This is a genomic window from Anabaenopsis sp. NIES-4685, from assembly GCF_059725405.1.
The window spans coordinates 1,028,417-1,045,638 of record NZ_AP043602.1 but is presented as its reverse complement, the minus strand read 5'-3'; the positions used below and the strand labels follow the sequence as shown (position 1 = coordinate 1,045,638).

General features: G+C 42.7%; 9 protein-coding genes and 6 pseudogenes. 8 read left to right on the top strand and 7 right to left on the bottom strand.

Annotated features, from left to right (window positions below):
• Positions 1 to 32: 32 nt before the first annotated feature.
• A pseudogene (locus AC6IZ0_RS04460) lies at positions 33 to 1,968 on the bottom strand (DNA polymerase III subunit gamma/tau).
• 187 nt (positions 1,969 to 2,155) lie between these two features.
• Here AC6IZ0_RS04460 and AC6IZ0_RS04455 point away from each other — a divergent pair.
• The 3 genes and pseudogenes from AC6IZ0_RS04455 (at position 2,156) to AC6IZ0_RS04445 (ending at position 7,102) form a co-directional block, all read left to right on the top strand.
• A pseudogene (locus AC6IZ0_RS04455) lies at positions 2,156 to 2,784 on the top strand (hypothetical protein).
• Between the two features lie 59 nt (positions 2,785 to 2,843).
• On the top strand, positions 2,844 to 3,260 hold the full coding sequence (locus tag AC6IZ0_RS04450; protein ID WP_497725229.1) for a zinc ribbon domain-containing protein: 417 nt from the start codon (positions 2,844 to 2,846) through the stop codon (positions 3,258 to 3,260).
• A gap of 199 nt (positions 3,261 to 3,459) precedes the next feature.
• Positions 3,460 to 7,102, top strand: a pseudogene (locus tag AC6IZ0_RS04445) (CHAT domain-containing protein).
• Positions 7,103 to 7,460: 358 nt separating this feature from the next.
• Here the strand turns inward: AC6IZ0_RS04445 and AC6IZ0_RS04440 are convergent.
• Positions 7,461 to 7,796 (bottom strand): hypothetical protein, encoded by a 336-nt coding sequence (locus tag AC6IZ0_RS04440; protein WP_497725228.1) that lies wholly within the window; start codon positions 7,794 to 7,796, stop codon positions 7,461 to 7,463.
• Positions 7,797 to 8,068: 272 nt separating this feature from the next.
• On the opposite strand from AC6IZ0_RS04440, the gene AC6IZ0_RS04435 reads away from it, so the two are divergent.
• Entirely contained in the window at positions 8,069 to 9,058 is a 990-nt protein-coding gene (locus AC6IZ0_RS04435) for a putative 2-dehydropantoate 2-reductase (RefSeq protein ID WP_425332620.1), read from the top strand.
• Between the two features lie 256 nt (positions 9,059 to 9,314).
• Positions 9,315 to 9,635, top strand: a complete 321-nt coding sequence (locus AC6IZ0_RS04430; protein WP_271733468.1) for a hypothetical protein — start codon at positions 9,315 to 9,317, stop codon at positions 9,633 to 9,635.
• Between the two features lie 18 nt (positions 9,636 to 9,653).
• Here AC6IZ0_RS04430 and AC6IZ0_RS04425 read toward each other — a convergent pair whose 3' ends face one another.
• The 5 genes and pseudogenes from AC6IZ0_RS04425 to AC6IZ0_RS04405 form a co-directional block, all read right to left on the bottom strand.
• The gene (locus tag AC6IZ0_RS04425) at positions 9,654 to 9,977 is read right to left on the bottom strand and encodes a DUF2103 domain-containing protein (RefSeq protein WP_497725227.1); all 324 of its coding nucleotides are present in this window, start codon (positions 9,975 to 9,977) and stop codon (positions 9,654 to 9,656) included.
• A 5-nt stretch (positions 9,978 to 9,982) separates the two neighbouring features.
• Positions 9,983 to 10,308 (bottom strand): annotated as a pseudogene (gene clpS / locus AC6IZ0_RS04420) (ATP-dependent Clp protease adapter ClpS).
• A 127-nt stretch (positions 10,309 to 10,435) separates the two neighbouring features.
• A pseudogene (locus AC6IZ0_RS04415) lies at positions 10,436 to 12,483 on the bottom strand (FAD-dependent oxidoreductase).
• A 182-nt stretch (positions 12,484 to 12,665) separates the two neighbouring features.
• Positions 12,666 to 13,313, bottom strand: coding sequence for a Uma2 family endonuclease (locus AC6IZ0_RS04410; RefSeq protein ID WP_497725226.1), 648 nt, complete (start codon positions 13,311 to 13,313; stop codon positions 12,666 to 12,668).
• A gap of 185 nt (positions 13,314 to 13,498) precedes the next feature.
• Positions 13,499 to 13,648, bottom strand: a complete 150-nt coding sequence (locus tag AC6IZ0_RS04405; RefSeq protein WP_497725225.1) for a hypothetical protein — start codon at positions 13,646 to 13,648, stop codon at positions 13,499 to 13,501.
• A gap of 419 nt (positions 13,649 to 14,067) precedes the next feature.
• On the opposite strand from AC6IZ0_RS04405, the gene AC6IZ0_RS04400 reads away from it, so the two are divergent.
• The 3 genes and pseudogenes from AC6IZ0_RS04400 to AC6IZ0_RS04390 all read left to right on the top strand — a co-directional run bounded on the left by AC6IZ0_RS04400 (position 14,068) and on the right by AC6IZ0_RS04390 (position 17,109).
• Positions 14,068 to 14,502, top strand: a complete 435-nt coding sequence (locus AC6IZ0_RS04400; protein ID WP_497725224.1) for a tetratricopeptide repeat protein — start codon at positions 14,068 to 14,070, stop codon at positions 14,500 to 14,502.
• 231 nt (positions 14,503 to 14,733) lie between these two features.
• Positions 14,734 to 14,844 (top strand): annotated as a pseudogene (locus AC6IZ0_RS04395) (hypothetical protein); the annotation flags it as partial.
• Positions 14,845 to 15,036: 192 nt separating this feature from the next.
• Entirely contained in the window at positions 15,037 to 17,109 is a 2,073-nt protein-coding gene (locus AC6IZ0_RS04390; RefSeq protein WP_497725223.1) for a WD40 repeat domain-containing protein, read from the top strand.
• Positions 17,110 to 17,222 lie beyond the last annotated feature (113 nt).

Genomic DNA, 17,222 nt, shown 5'->3' with positions numbered 1-17,222 from the left:
CATTTCCAAATTTAAATTTGGATGGATTTTTTTTATTCGTCATCAAGTTCTGACTCGTCCATCCACTCAGATATAGTCATGGTTTCAGGACAAGTCTGATGCATCCCCTGTGAGGCGGATAATTTGCCCATCGAAGAATTGAGCTAGACGCTGGGCTGCGCTTTCCACCTCTTCGGTTCCCCAATCAGCCGGAGGTGTGGGTATTTGTGGCGGGGACAAGGTTTGCACCTTATGTACACCTGTGGTTGATTCGGTTTTGCTTGGTGCTGGTTTGGGTGTAGCTGGCGGCGGTGCGTCAGACACAAGTTGATTGTATTTGGCTGCTGGTGGTTGCTCAACGGGAGTATAATTTTGTGGTTGAGGATTTGTTCTTGTGGTGTTACCAGTCGAAGAAGTCCCTTTTTCGAGATAAACTTCGATTTGCCGCTGAAAAATCTCTTGGAAAGCAGCCTTAATCATGGGTAGATCAGATTTGAGTGCGTCTAACCAAGTACCTTTGACCGCAATACGAGCCAAGTTCCCATTAAACTCTATTATCTGGCACATTTGACCAAGTAAGGCTCTGCGGGAAGGTATGTGAATATTCACAAGTACCTGTTGCCAAACTTGAGTTAAGTCACACTCTGATGGTGTGGTCACTTTCTCTCTAGAAGGAGGGTTAGTAGTTCCACTTGCTGGTGGGGAAGTGAGAGGTTGTGGTGTGATGGTGGGTGGATGAGCCGTGCTATTTTCACTTGTGGGCTGATGTGAAGATATTGGGTTAAGGGTGGTATTTTGATTCGTGGGCTGAGGTGGTGGAGAAACAACAGGGTAATAATTTGTACCTACAACTGGCGGATTCACTGGCTGAGGTGTAATCACAGTTTGGATTTGAAGATTAGCACTGGGTAATAAACCTAATAATGTCACCTCTAACCACAAGCGCGGTTGGGTGGTATTTTTAATTTGTAGTTCCGCTGTGCGCAGGTGTTGCTGCCCCTGTAAAATGATCGTCATGTCTAGTTGCTGGGCAAATTCAACCAGTGCTATCCAGGTTTGCTGGGTACAGGTAACTAAATCCTGGCGGTTAGGTGCTGTTTTAGCTATGAGTAAGTCCCGATAGCAGGCGGCGAGATTTTGCAGAATAATTAGGGGTTCCCGTCCACTATCAAGGATTTTACGGCTGCAATCTAAAACTGCTTCTGGTTGGTTTTGAGCGATCGCCTTTAATAGCGTTAGTAAGTCTTGTTCACTGACTGAACCAACCAAATCCCAAACTTTCTCCGGGGTGACTTCACCAGTCACCAGCGCTAATTGGTCTAGTAAACTTTCCGCATCTCGCAATCCTCCCTGAGCGATTTGAGCAATCAAGGTGACAGCATCAGGAGAAATATGAATATTTTCTTGACGGGCGATCGCACTTAAATGCTTCACCATGGACTCTAACTGAATACGTCTAAAGTCAAATTTTTGGCAGCGTGAAATAATTGTTGGTAATACTCGCTGGGGGTCTGTTGTGGCTAACACAAAAACTACGTGTTTTGGTGGTTCTTCTAATGTTTTCAGGAGCGCATTAAATGCTGCGGTACTGAGCATATGACATTCATCGATCACATAAACCTTGTAGCGACACTGTACTGGTGCAAACTGCGCCTTTTCAATCAGCTCACGGATATTATCGACACCAGTGTTGCTAGCGGCATCAATTTCTATCACATCGAGGGAATAACCCTTAGTGATACCTTGACAAACATCGCACACTCCACAGGGTTCAGCAGTGGGCTGATCACTGTGGAGACAATTTAGGGACTTAGCCAGAATCCGCGCGCTGGAAGTTTTTCCCGTACCTCTCGGTCCAGTAAACAAATAGGCTGGGGCAATTTTAGCTGTGCGAATCGCGTTGGTGAGGGTGGTAGCGATCGCCTCTTGTCCGACCAATTCTACAAAACTCTTTGGGCGATACTTGTGGTGGAGGGGTTCGTAAGACATGGATAGAAGACTTTAGTGCCTTTCAATTTTGGTTAGCAGCACCCAGTCGAGTTTGGGATTAAACTATTTTAAACTTTTGGACATGGGTTGTGTATATTTGACACTCCCTCGCGCTGGTCTGTGGGCGTGTTGATCGCCTTGCCTGTGCTGGTATAATGGTCAACAATACTCAATGGTGTAGCAAAAAATGCTCAGGCGGTTAATTCAATGGTTGAAGGGTCTAATTAGTAGGTGGTTTGGCGGACAAAGAACTCACTCCCATACGGAAGATGATTTAGCACCAAGACCAGCCCCACCGCTAACAGATAGCGATTTAGAGTTTCTGTTCAACGAACTGATAGAAGGTGTCCATCAAGCCAGAGGAAAAGATTGGGCGCAAAAATGGCTAGATAATCTTGAACACCGTGTTTCTACTGAAAATTGGATACAATGGTTACGCCGCTTTGGCGAAAGATTGCTAGCATCACCTACGCCGAATAATGAATTAGCCGCTCGCTTAGTGCATCTGGGTGAGTTGGGTGTTGGTGAAGTGGGAAAAGTTGCCTATGAAGTGGGAATGCAGTTGTTAACACGCCTTTCCACAGAACCAATATGGGAATATGACAGGGATATGCCCTTAACACAACTGTACCCACCAAGGGAGTAACCCAAACCGTCACCCTAGATCAGCTGTTAGTCATGTTACAGCAGGATGAGAATTTACGCCAGCAAATTGCCCAGCAACTGGCTATTGAAACAGACGATCCACAGTTGATTGTCCAGGAACTAATCAATCAACATTATGCTGCTAGTCAATCAAATACAGATCGGAGTTAAGCGGTGATGGGGAGATGGGCGATAAATATAAATATGGTTAACTTCACCCCTATGGGTGTATGATAAGCCTCTATCCACTTGGATTGCGATTATTAGTAAGGGGCTGGGTTGATGTAATTCTGCTTCCTACTTTCGAGATATCTGTTATGTCTAGAAAAGCCAAGAGAAGAATTAGATCGAAGTCAGTCCGACAAATGCTTACTTTAAGCCAGTACAAATTCAAACAGTTCATCAAACACAAAGCTCAAGAATATGACAAAATAGTAGTTGATCTAAACGAAGCGTACACATCAAAAACGGTAAGTTGGACTGGCGAAATTATCAACAATCTAGGAGGGTCTAAAATCATCAAATCTAGGATAGATGATAAAATCATAAATTGCGGGTTGAATGGTGCGCGAGGAATTTATCTGCGCGCATTGGTTGATAGGCCTTGGTTAAGAGAGAATCACAAATTATGTATTTGTGAACATTAGTTAGCGAAAAAGTATCGCTAAGAAATCTACAGTCGGCGCTAGGGCATGCGTGGACTTAAAACAAAGCTCATCGTCTCCGATAGCCTGCATGGCCTAGGCACTGCACTAGCTGGATTGGATGAGAAGCCTACACTGAATTTCTCAAAAAAATTCAGTTACGGTAGTATGTCACGTAAGACAAAATCGGAAAGTGTTACAGATGCTCACGCAGCTATTCCAGCGGCTTAACAAGTTTTTCAAGCACCCCATGGGTCATAAGTCGACTCCATCGTTCAATACGGTAGGGGGATCTGAGGTGGCACAACCACTACCTGAGCTAACTAATGCAGATCTAGAATTTTTGTTTACCCAGTTATTGGAAGGTGTACAACAAGGACGCGGAAAACAATGGGCGATTGAGTATCTACAACGCATGGAGAATCGTATCAGTGTTGAGCGCTGGATAAATTGGTTGGTGATGTTTGGCGAAAAGTTGCTGTTATCACCACAGTCCAATCGTCAGTTAGCAAGACAGATGATACAACTAGGGCAGATGGGAATTGGCAAGGTGAGTGAACTGGCTGACGAAATTGGTATCCGCTTGTTAACGGGAGGATGGGGTGAACATGGCAAACAGAGTGAAACTAGAAGCCGTGAAATATTAAATATGCCACTGGACTCTGGAGGACAAGAGTTAATCCCTACCCATGGCGAGTTTTTATGGGATTCTCAAGGCTGGCGGGGCCAAGCCATAGATACAGAAGAATATCAGGCGACAGGAGCAACAAGCCTTGATTCTCCCTCAGAAAGATTGACTGACAATACCGAAGAAGTGACCTCGGAATATACAAATCAAGAAACCACAATCACAGCGCCAAATCTGCCCAGCCCATTTGAGAAAGATGTAATCGCCAATTTAAGGGCAATATTCTGGGAGTCACAAAGAGAAAAACCTCAGATGATCAAGTCAGAAACAGGAGGGGCAATAGTATCTTCTCCTGAAAATTGGCAAGATTTATTGGTTAATTTAGATGCAAATGTAGCGCACACCTTACATGAGTTGTTCGTGCAGCTGCATGAGAATATGAATTTAGTCCAACAGCTAGCAGATTATCTCTCACCGGCTATTATTGCTGATTCCGATGACATGCAAGCGCAAGAGTACTTTTATCAAGGTCTTCAGCAAGGGAAAACCGGTGATTTGGTAGGAGCGGTAATTTCTTATAATCAAGCCATAGCAATCAAACCTGATGCTTTTGAATATTGGTTTAACAAGGGTTTAACTTTATTTCATTTAGAAGATTTTGCACAAGCCATCGCCTCTTATGACCAAGCCGTAGCATTAAAACCCAATCATTACAAATCTTGGTATAATCGCGGTGTGACTTTAGGTGAATTAGGAGAATTTGAAGCGGCCATCGCCTCCTTTAACCAAGCTATAGAAATTCAGCCCCAAAATCCGGAGGCTTGGTCTGGTAAAGGTTTAGCGCTGCTAAAATTGGGACAAATCGGCGAGTCAATTTCTAGTTATGACCAGGCCCTGGATTTAGAACCACAAGACCCATATACCTGGTATTACCGAGGTATAGCCTTGGCTATAGATGAGAAATATCTAGAGGCTATCACCTCTTACGACAAAGCCATCGCCATTCAACCCGACTTTCATGAGGTCTGGATTGACCGAGGCGTAGTATTATTTAATTTAGGAAATTGGAACCAAGCGATCGCCTCCTGGGATCAAGCACTTGCCACCCAACCAGATTTATACTTAGCTTGGTATAATCGGGGCATTGCCTTGGAAAGGTTAGGAAATATAGAAGAAGCGATCGCTTCCTATGACAGGGCCATAGCTATCAAACCAGACTTTCACTTAGCTTGGCATAACCAGGGGCTGGCGCTGTTTTATTTAGCCAGATTTGCCAAAGCGATCATTTCCTACGACCACGCCTTAGAAGTTAAACTTGACTACTGGGAAGCTTGGATTGGTCGAGCGACAGCTGCTGGCCATTTACCTACCCAAATACCGTTAAGTTCCTTAACAGGGATCGCCAAACAAAATCCTGCCTTGCAGCGGGGCGGCTATGAGGGTAGACTAGCCAGCTTAGAGGAAGGGTTGAAATATATTCAGCCAGATACCCATCCAGAAGGTTGGGGTAGATTGCATATAGAAAAAGGTAACACTTATTACGATTTAGGCAAAAAACTGCCCAGAAATCGTTATTATTGGTCTCAAGCCATAGCTGAATACAATCAAGCACTGTTAACCTTAACAACACCAGAGTTTAGCGAATTGCATTTAGAGGTTTTGCAGTCTCTGATTAGAACATATTTAGCCATAGGTCAAACAGCACAAGCACAAGAACTACAGCAACAAGCCACTGATTTATTAACACAATTACTAATTTCACCAACTCCTTCTGAGGAGAGTAGAAGACAACTAGCCCTCAAATTTAGCGGAATTGCTCAATTAGGAGTTGATTTAGCGGTAGAGTGCGGCGAGTTGGTACAAGCTTGGGAAATGGCAGAACAGGGCAAAAATTCTTGTTTAAATTGGCTATTATTTGATTCCCATGAACACACTTATACACACTACTACACTTCGGTTCAACAACTGCTCAATCCCCACACAGCAATTATTTACTGGCATATTAGCCCAGTGGCGTTACATACCTTCATTATTAAACATCAAGCGCCATCACCCATTTTAGTCTTTACACCCATACAAGATGTAGTTAAAACAGACTTAGAAGAAAAATCCCTGCTTGTGGATGAAGTACCTCTAGCGGAAGCTGTAAGACGCTTAATTAAATTTGAACGTTGGTCTGGAAGATTGGGAACACTCATACCAAGAATATCTGACTCAAGGCGAAGACCAACACAGCAGAAGTCATCATGTTTGGCGAGTGGATATGACACAAAAGCTGGGGAAACTCCAAAATATTCTCCAGATTTCCACAGTTATACAAGAACTCAAAGATATCACCCAAGTCATTTTAATTCCCCATCGGGACTTACATAGATTACCTCTCCATGCCCTTTTTTCTCTGTCTTCGCCCTCCCGGGAAGAATTACCAAGTAAGTTGACTATTAGCTATTTACCCAGTGTCCAAACAGGTTTGTCTGTCCAAGCTCAAAGTATATCGCCATTGCTGCATCCTATATTCCTTGGTGTCGAATCTGCGAAAAGCACGAATTATCCTCCGCTAGAATTTGGTCAATTGGAAGCAGAAATTATTAGCAAAATGTTCAATAACTCGCAACTAATCCAGGGAGCTAATGCTACCAAAAGTTTAGTAGAAAATGCTGTATTTAATAAAAGTATTTTTCACTTTTCTGGCAGTGTTATCAACTGTTACAATGACCCAAAAACATCTGCATTAGTATTAGTAGATGAAGATAAAATCACCTTAGAAGAAATCCGCGATCGCAATTTAAATAGTTATCAATTGGTTACTCTTGCGGCTGGTGAAAGTGCAGTAACTAAACACCAGAATATTACCAGGGAATATGTGGATTTAGCCAGTGGTTTTCTTTGTGGAGGAGTACCTTATGTGGTAAGTAGCCTATGGACGGTAGAATCATCTGCTAGAGCCTTAGTGATGATTGAGTTCTATAGAAGACTACAAATCAATAAATCCCCAGTTAGGGCTTTAAATGAAGCAACATTATGGTTAAAAGAACTGACTGGGGATGATTTCACAAAATGGTATGAAGACTTACGAAATCATCTCACTGCTGATGAACGAACACTTGGAGTTGATTTAGCAGCTTTATATAGAAGTATTGAAACTGTTCCCCATGAAAAACTTTACAGTCATCCTTACTATTGGGCGGGATACACGATTAAAGGTGTTGCTACTTGATAACAAGATTTAAAGAAATGTGATTTTTGCATCTCATATTCAAGTGCTGTAATGCCTAATTTTTCAGGGTTTGAGGAGTGGGGAACTATCTTTTACAAACATAAAAGCACCAAAGCCCACTGACTTTTAGTCGGGGAATGAATACATAGCACCTAATGGTACATTGAGCAATTCAGTATTGACTTGATTTAAACATTATTGTAGAATTAAAGGCTGATGTATTGCACCCATAATCTAAAGCTTGTGGACGAAATAACCTCTGGGAATGAGAGGAAACTCCTCTAAGTAGGTTAGCTGGATAAAGCAATAACCCCACGTGCTTTCAGCCGTGGGAGTGTCAAGGTTGCTGCAAAACCTATCAAGCGTTTTGAGCCTGACTATGAGTTCCAATCTGGCGCTTTTGCCAAAGAATGGCTGCCAAATTACTTACCAAGGCGCTAATTGCTAGGGAGAGCAATATATAAGTAGGTAACATGACTACGCCAATGATGAACCAAGTAAATACATGGAATACCATCGCTAAGGCGAATATGCTAGCAAGTCCCGCAGATTTCCACACTTGATGTGTTGGGCGACGCAATACTGTGAGGATGATGGTCAGTAAGGAGGTAATCAAGTTGGCTGGGACTAGAAATGCACAAATGCCGATGCAATTGTCACGGGAGAACTCAGCTAAGGCGTTGAAATCAAGCATCAATTTGGTGGTATTAATGTCAACGTCTTAAAAATAAAGAATGAACGTATTTTTAGACATTTGAATTTACCTTAGCATATGCCTGAAGTGATTACTCCACTCATGTAATATAATTTAAAGTTTTTCCTAGAAATTATCATAGGAATAATAATTTTATGTCACAGGTACATAAGTCCTAAAACATCATCCTCTCCCTGAGCAAGAGCAAAATTTCAATTATTTTCAAATAGGTTAAAATTTTATTACAAAAAGTTAAGTATACATTTATAATTATGCTCAAAGAATTCTGTGTGTCACAGATGTGCGATTCCTTGACACCAGTTTGCGATCGCAAATACGCTATCCTCGGGACTGGTGCTTTAGGTGGGTTTTATGGCGCTAAATTGCAACAAGCTGGTTACGATGTCCACTTTCTGCTCAAGAGTGATTACGAACACGTGAGCAAATCTGGTTTATTGATCGAATCCAAAGACGGTGATTTTACCCTTCCCCAAGTTAAGGCCTATAATGATGTGGAACAGATGCCACAATGTGATGTAGTAATAGTGGCACTCAAGACAACTCAAAACCATTTACTACCGAAATTATTACCCCCCCTGGTAAAAGATGGTGGCGTAGTATTGGTATTGCAGAATGGATTGGGTGTAGAAGAGGATATTAGCCAAATAGTCAAGAATGTTCAAGTTATCGGCGGCTTATGTTTTCTGTGTTCCAATAAAGTAGGAGCCGGACATATTCGACACTTAGACTATGGAAAAATTACTTTGGGGGAATATACCCCTAAATATGATCCCGCTCCTCTAACAGAAAGAATACAATATGTTGCTAATGACTTTGAAACTGCTGGTATTACCATTGAATTAGCCACAGACTTACTGTTAGCGCGTTGGCAAAAACTGGTGTGGAATATACCCTACAATGGACTCTCTGTTATTCTCAATGCTAGAACAGACGAATTAATGACAGATGCTCACACCCGGATATTAGTTGAACAATTAATGAATGAAGTAGCAGCTGGGGCGAAAACCTCGGGACGAGTTATCCCTGATAGCTTCATTCAAACCATGCTGAATTATACTGTGAAGATGAAGCCCTACCGTACCAGCATGAAAATTGACTATGATGAAGGCCGTCCCCTAGAGGTAGAAGCGATTTTCGGTAACCCCTTACGAAAAGCCCAAGCAGCTGGTGCAAATTTACCGCAGATCAGCTGTATGTATCATCAACTAAAATTTCTGACCCAAAGAAATGGCATTGCTTAATCTGATTACCTGGGGTGATGGTTTTAGCACCTTGGTGAATATTGGTGCTGGTTAAAACCTCTCCTAGGCAGCAGTGCCCATCTATTTAGATTTTAGCTGAGATTGTAGCAAAAATTATTATTAATGTAAATACAACTTTTGTAGCAATACTTAAAACTAATTACAGTCTTCTATTGCAGTTTGTAAATATTTTTTGGGGGTGGCGAGATTATTCCTTTAGACTGAATCTCAACAGGAGAATATTAGAGCAATTCAGATGCATTCAATGAATTTAATGTGCCATGAATTTGTAGTTTGTCTATCCTTTTTTGCTTGTATTGCAGGGTTGCTATTACTTTGGGATCCCAAACAGCCAAAAGATAATCTAGAAGAAACAGAGAAAATTCTCTTGAGAATGAGCTTCTCTTACTGGCTAGTTTACTGTTTTGCTTTTGGTATTGAGAAGTTGATTTTACCTGACTGGGAAACCGCGCTCATGTCTGTGAAAATCACTATTGCTTTGTCGTATTTTCTGACTTTTTCTTGTGTCCTGAGTTTGCCATTACACAAGTTCTCAGTCCGCCGTGTGGAAGAATAGGCAATAGTTAACAATGGACTATGAAGCTGATTTAGTTCTCATGGCGATCGCAATGGTATCTTGAAATTTATCCTGATCTAAAGTGGTTAGGATAAAAACCTCTTGTACAGTTTTACCCTGACGGGTTATGACCTTATAACCACCCCGAATAGGTACAGATACACGCAGTTGCATTTTTGGACAGTGACCTTTAGCCCGCCCAATAACACCAGGGGTGACAGTTTGAATCCCATCCTGCAGACAGAGACGTTCTAAAATTGGGATGAGGCCAGAAATATGAGTTGAGTGATTCCAGACTAATCTGCCATCTTTAACAGAAGCGTCTTTCGCGGGTTTACCCATAATAATTAAGCCGCTTCTAAGGGAGCCATTGTTAAACCAGCTCGACGCAGCTGTTGATGATATAGTTCCGCCATTTCTTGGCGACTACCCAGACAATAGCTTGGCCTTCATAGTGTATCTGATTGGTCAAATCCCAAGCCAGATCACCCGTCATTCCGGGAATATACTTCATCAAACACTCAGAAACGTGTTGAAAAGTATTGAAGTCATCGTTTAAAACAATCACCTTATAATTCGGATAAGTTTTACGAGTGACTTGAGTAGTCCGTCCAGGATCTACAGTTGGTGCTGTACCTGCGCCGTATACAGCTGCTGAAATTCTTGTAACCATAAAACAGTTAGCCAACAGGATTTTACAAATCTACACCTACAAATTACTAGTTTAGTCTATTGTCCAGGGACTAGGGAGTAGGGAATGGAAAATTCCCCATCCCAAATCCTCAAGAAACCCTGTGAGATTAACGCCAATTATCCCAGTTTTCGTTAAAAATTGAAGTATCAGGAAAAGCTGTCGGGTTGCCATTTTGCTCTAATAGACGTTTGAGAGCCTCTAATTGTGGTTCTGGACTGGGTAAATTGTTCACCAGTTGGTAAGGTGCAACTTGATTTTTTAAGGCAAAAGCCGCGGTGGTTCCCGCAGCAGCACCCGCAGACCATTCAAAGGAGTGTACCCGATAAGCAGCGGCCGCAATGTGACTAGTGGCGATACTTTTACCTCCTACCAGCAAATTGTCGATTTTCTGGGGAATCATGGCTCTGAGAGGAATTTGGAAGGGATAAGCAGCACCAGCACCCCGCCTTTCTCCGGGAAGTTCTCTATTACCGGGCTTTTCTGGGGGGCTTTTCTCCATACAAGGATGAAAGTCTATGGCATAGTGACCAATACCTACAGAATCAGGGAAAATAGTAGAACGAGTCCGCCGTATTACCTGTTCCGGTGGCTTTGTACCTATAATAACGGATATGGCTTCTAAGCCAGCCAGTGTTGCTTGTAACCGGCGGTACATATCAGCAGGAAGTGTACGACGATAATATCCATCGTTGTAGTTGCGGCGAGAAATATCAGTTTCCCAAATGGTAAAACCTCCGGGTTGTCCCCAACTGGGACGGCCAATAATGCGTCGTCCTTCCCGGATATAGGGATATTTGGATAAGCCATGGGCTGTTCCCATGGGGGAATTGAACCCAGATATAAAACGGTGATTTGTGTGTTGCTCCTTGACACCTGTACCAAGTTGTGAATCTGTAGTCCCAGCAACTAACCAATAATAGTAGGCTAGTGCATTTTCTTCACCTTTGCGGAGGCTTTCGGTTCGTAGTCCCCCATCCATCCGCCGGGTTGTAATTGTCCAGTAGCTTGCAACTGTTGGCGAGTGTAAACTAGGTTATCTTGAGGGGTTCCAGGGCGATAGTCGTTACCCCAAGTCCAATTTTGCATGGAAATGTCCCCTGGTGTGGGAGCCGAAAACCTTACACCTCCAAATGTTGCAGGTGCTCCCTGTTGCTGGCTCCAAATGCGGCGATAGGTGAAAACTAGGTCAAAGTTTGCCAACCGCTGTAATTCATAACTAAAATATGGGGCATACTGTGGATAGAATGGGGGCATTTCCTGGGGTTGTGGTTCCTTAGTGGCTTCCATTGCAAAGGTGTAAGTGAAGCCTTGGGTACAATAAGGATTGTTTTTGGTACTGGAGGAAGAAGGTTCGAGGTGGGAGAGGGGGTCAATACCCAAACGGTAGGGAACATCTGCCAGGGCGATAATTTCTCCGGTTTCGCTAGCGTCTACGATGTACCATTTGGGAGAATTCCCTTGTGTGTTTTGGGGAACTAAGCGAATGATATTTTTAGTAAACCGAGATGAGTTTTGGTAACGATAAGCATCTTCAATGGTTTGAGATAAGGTGAAGGTGTTATGAGGTGGTGCGCCTGGGACTGGTTGATGTTGAATGGCGATCGCACTACTAATTAATTGTCCACCCCCGTCAACTGTAGAGGGTGTAATTTCTAAATCCTTAATTACTGTATTGGGAAACCATTCTAACTTGCCTTTCCCCTTTCTTTCGGCATCTCTGAGCATATGACTGATAATCGTGTGGGCATCACGAGGCAGAAAACAAGAGTCACTTACCCAGCAGTCCCCAGGGTTTAGTTTACCATACTTGCGTTCAATGCGATTTCGCAATTCCAAGTAGCCGCGAGAATAAAATTGGCGACTGCGTTGGGTGGGGCGTTCATCTAATGCAGATGTTCCCTGGGAAGAAATTTGACCCCCTAACCAATCAGTAATTTCTGTGAGACAAACTTTGCTTCCTGCTAGTAACCCCTCGTAAGCTGTAGCTACACCTGAGAGTCCGCCACCCACAACTAAAATGTCACAATTTACTGTTTTGTCTGGGTTTCTCGGTGGTGCGGCAAGAATGGCAGAATCAGGTGTAATCAAGTTGTATATTAAGCTGATACTGATTAATGAGGTCAAGCTGTAAGCTAATTTCTGTTGATGCTTCATAGTTAGGATAACGTTGAACCGCTATCTCAGGTAGACGCTACCATGTAATAAATGTTCTTCACAACTTCAATAGAGACATGGAAACTTTTGATACTTGAGCAAAAAAGCCAGACTTAAATAGGACTTAAGTAAGATTGGACTAAAAACCTGGTTCTGATGTAGGGGTGATTCATGAATTACCCCTACTTTTGTTGTGTTTTGCGTAAGTCCTGATTGTATGGGGATACTCCAGCGGTAAAGACTTGTTTTGCTGCTAATTGCAAATTAGGAAAGATCGAGGATACCAATTGATCGTTGTTTTGAAACAATCGCTTTTGATACTCATCCTCTAATAATGTACAAATTGTAACAGTAGGCTGCTTGATTTTGCCAATATAGTCTCTACCACCTATACCCAAATAATCAACTATCCAATATTCCGAGACACCCAGTAAGGCGTAATCTTCGACTTTACGGGCGTAGTCATTTTGCCAATTTGTACTGACGACTTCAGCTATTAGTTTGATAGATTTACCTGATGTAATGACTGGTTCTTGTTGCCACAATGGCTCATTGATTAGTTGTGTTTGGTCTAGGACAATAACATCGGGACGAAATGCTGTATTTGTTCCTAATAGTTTAATTAAGCAGCGATGGGGGATAAAGTATGGTAAGTCCTGATGATCAATTTCTACGTTAAGTTTGCGCCCAATTACGGATGATACCTGCTCATGGGGTCCGGTTGGTTCCACTTCGATTAATTCCCCATCAATTAGTTCGTAATTTTCTTGATCGCCGTATTCAGCAATAAATTCATCAACTGTGATTAGCTTTAGGGCTGATTTTCCCATGATGATTTTTCCTGATGATTCAATAAAGCAAGTATTCTGTGAATAAATTTCTGGAATTGTTTTTTACATATAGCTTACCTCTTAGATCAATTTTAACTTGTTTCGTCTAATTGATGCTACAGGGGGAGCCGGGGGTTAGAAACCCCCGTCTGAAAGCTAAAGTCAGATAAATCTGACACCGAAGATCATATATTGGATGGTTTTGACCGGATGCGATAGCGAAGCGCTGGTGTTAAAGGCGATCGCCATTCCATATAGCCCCCTCCCTTTGTAAGGCTATCCATTACCCGGATCTTTCTTAACATTCGTGAGAGCGATCGCTCGCAAACCCCCAAACCTTAATCCTCCGTTGATGATTCTCAAGAAAATAAGGTTTTTATCAAGAAGAATAAGGTACATTTTGTCAAGAGTAGGGAAATTTTCAAGCCTTGAAACCGTTGCCACATAAATGTTTCAAGATTGTTAAGAAAAATGTGGGTAATGAATAGCCTTTGTAAGGGTGGGGTCAAACCTCACCATAAATATTTAGTGCAATACCACTGTAAAAATTTTATGTTTTTTTAAATCTATCTTTAGATAGATGACCAGATTACTTAAATAGTATCACTGAGGTTGAATAAAATAAATGACACATTTATTTTATTATTTCCATTTGAGCGTGGTATTATAAATTTCATCTATTTAAACTTTTGCTGTTTCTTCTTATAAGTACGCATACCGTTAAATATTCAACTAACCATCAAAGGTAAAACCCATGCAATTAATAGGATTAACTAGGGCTGTAGGCTTAACAACACTGACATTCACCCTCAGTGCTACTCCCACTTGGAGTCAAACTAATCAAAACAGTTTTAAAAGGACTCCAGTACTTTACAGTCAAAGTCAGTCTGAGTTAGATAGAGCTAGAACTCACATTGGGCGCGGTCAAGAATTTTCTCGTCAGAAAAAATGGAATTTAGCTTTAGCTGAATTTAACAGAGCTATTGCCCTTGATCCTAATAATGCTCATGGTTACAGCGGTAAAGGTTTTATATATTATCGGCTGGGATATATTAGCCAAGCCACAGATAATCTTACAATGGCACAACAACTATACAAAGAACAAGGAGACGCTAAACTGTATGGGATAGTAACTCAGCTTTTAAACAATTTGGAGAAGTATTGCCGTGAGCGATCCTGTAGATCCTAAAGTTATTTAGAGGATGTTTTAAAAGTCAGAGAAGGCTAAAAATTATGCCAGCCGTCAAATCATAGCAACATAGATGAATGTCTCGGAAATTTGACGTAATCGTTTTTTTTATAACATCGCCAAATACCGCCAAGGGGATGTGTTAGCATTTGGCGAGATTTGGGGTATTTTTAACTTAATCCTAATTCTGCTCTAGCTTACTTCGGTCGCGGTGGTGTTTACTTTGGGCTAGGAGATATCAACAAAGCCAGGGAAAACTTCCAAAGAGCAGCGCAATTATTCCTCGCTCAAGGTCGTACCGCTGATTATCAAGAAGCAATTGAGATTTTAAACTCACTGTAGCTGCAAAGATACCTGAAAGTAAGCACTGAACAGGTTTTAGTATCCACACTACAATTATCGCCAGTAGAAGAAAGTCAAGTCATTCAAGTTTGATTGAACCCCGCCTAATTACCTTTCCACCTAATAAGTATCGCGTAACACCTCATTATATAATGTCCCCAAGACTAAATTAACTACCAGTGGTAACCTATCATGAACGAGCCACAACCAGGGGAATTTGATGTACTACTAGGTGGTACTAGTAACGCTCCAGAAAATGCCCTGGTCTTAGGGGGAATCCAAGAGGAGCAGCAGAGATATAAGAACCCTGACCCCAAGGTGAGGATAAATGCGATATCCCAAGCATTAAACTATGGAGATGATGGGGTTAAATTACTTCTCCAAGCTTTAACCACAGATGAATCAACCGATGTCAAGGATGCGGCTTATAATCTCTTGCGCTCTAAATATGGCGAGTTAATTGAGTCTGTAAACGCTTATCAAGCAGAAAAATCACTAACATCATGGGAGTTAAAATATACCCTCACAGGACATTTATTTGGGGTTAATTCAGTAACTTTCAGCCCGGATGGTAAAACCTTAGCTTCTGGCGGTTGGGATTGGACTATCAAACTGTGGGATGTCGCCACCCAAGAGAAAATCGCCACACTCACGGGACATTCAAGTGGGGTTCTTTCAGTAGCCTTCAGCCCGGATGGTAAAACCTTAGCCTCTAGTAGTTTTGAAGATAACACCATCAAATTGTGGGATGTCCCCACTCGGCGAGAAATCGCTACTCTCACAGGACATTCAGATGACGTTACTTCAGTAGCCTTCAGCCCGGATGGTAAAACCTTAGCTTCTGGGAGTGATGATGAAACCATCAAACTGTGGGATATCGCCACGGAGGGGTCAATCGCCACCCTCACGGGACATTCTCTGGGGGTTCGTTCAGTAGCCTTCAGCCCGGATGGTAAAACCTTAGCTTCTGGGAGTTGGGATTGGACTATCAAAGTGTGGGATGTAGCAACCCAAGAGGAAATCGCCACCAGAGATTCAGATGACGTTACTTCAATAGCCTTGAGCCCGGATGGTAAAACCTTAGCCACTGGGAGTGATGATGAAACCATCAAACTGTGGGATGTCGCCACGGGAAGGAAAATCGCCATACTTGTGGGACATTCAGATGAGGTTACTTCAGTAGCCTTCAGCCCAGATGGTAAAATCTTAGCTTCTGGGAGTGAGGATAAAACCATCAAACTGTGGAATGTAGCAACCCATCCGTTAATAGCCACCCTCACCGGACATTCATGGAACGTTACTTCAGTAGCATTCAGTCCAGATGGTAAAACCTTAGCCTTTGGGTGTTGGGATGAAATCAAACTGTGGGATGTAGCAACCCAAGAGGAAATCGCCATACTTGTGGGACATTCAGATAAGGTTACTTCAGTAGCCTTCAGCCCAGATGGTAAAATCTTAGCTTCTGGAAGTAGGGATAGCACCATCAAACTGTGGAATGTCGCCACTCAACAGGAAATCGCCACACTCACCGGTCATTCAGATCACGTTACTTCAGTAGCCTTAAGCCCAGATGGTAAAATCTTAGCTTCTGGGAGTGTGGATAAAACCATCAAACTGTGGAATGTCGCCACCCGTCAGGAAATCGCTACACTCACCGGACATTCAAGTGGGGTTAATTCAGTCGCCTTCAGCCCTAATCGTCGCACCTTAGCTTCTGGGAGTTGGGATAACACCATCAAATTGTGGGATGTCCCCACTCGGCGAGAAATCGCCACACTCACGGGACATTCAGGTGACGTTAATTCAGTAGCATTCAGCCCGGATGGTAAAACCTTAGCCTCTGGGAGTGATGATGAAACCATCAAAGTGTGGGATGTCGCCACGGGAAGGGAAATCGCCACACTCACGGGACATTCACATTACGTTTATTCAGTAGCCTTCAGCCCGGATGGTAAAACCTTAGCTTCTGGGAGTGTGGATGACACCATCAAAGTGTGGGATGTAGCAACCCAAGAAGAAATCGCCATACTTATGGGACATTCAGATGAGGTTACTTCAGTAGCATTCAGCCCAGATGGTAAAATCTTAGCTTCTGGGAGTGAGGATGACACCATCAAAGTGTGGAATGTAGCAACCCATCCGTTAATAGCCACCCTCACCGGACATTCAGACAGGGTTACTTCAGTAACCTTCAGCCCGGATGGTAAAACCTTAGCCTCTGGGAGTAGCGATAACACCATCAAGATTTGGCGAAGGCGTTATTAATCCACACCTATTCTCACAGAGAAGAAGTGAATGACAGCCCCGCTAGTGGAACAGCAGGCAAACTTATATTAACGATCGCCCTTAGTGTCGCAGCCCGTCGCCTACTTTCAAGG

Excerpts from the sequence above, each read along its gene's own strand:
- AC6IZ0_RS04450 (WP_497725229.1), top strand. The coding sequence starts at position 2,844 with ATGATAAGCCTCTATCCACTTGGATTGCGATTATTAGTAAGGGGCTGG.
- AC6IZ0_RS04440 (WP_497725228.1), bottom strand. The coding sequence starts at position 7,796 with ATGCTTGATTTCAACGCCTTAGCTGAGTTCTCCCGTGACAATTGCATC.
- AC6IZ0_RS04435 (WP_425332620.1), top strand. The coding sequence starts at position 8,069 with ATGCTCAAAGAATTCTGTGTGTCACAGATGTGCGATTCCTTGACACCA.
- AC6IZ0_RS04430 (WP_271733468.1), top strand. The coding sequence starts at position 9,315 with ATGCATTCAATGAATTTAATGTGCCATGAATTTGTAGTTTGTCTATCC.
- AC6IZ0_RS04425 (WP_497725227.1), bottom strand. The coding sequence starts at position 9,977 with ATGGGTAAACCCGCGAAAGACGCTTCTGTTAAAGATGGCAGATTAGTC.
- AC6IZ0_RS04410 (WP_497725226.1), bottom strand. The coding sequence starts at position 13,313 with ATGGGAAAATCAGCCCTAAAGCTAATCACAGTTGATGAATTTATTGCT.
- AC6IZ0_RS04400 (WP_497725224.1), top strand. The coding sequence starts at position 14,068 with ATGCAATTAATAGGATTAACTAGGGCTGTAGGCTTAACAACACTGACA.
- AC6IZ0_RS04390 (WP_497725223.1), top strand. The coding sequence starts at position 15,037 with ATGAACGAGCCACAACCAGGGGAATTTGATGTACTACTAGGTGGTACT.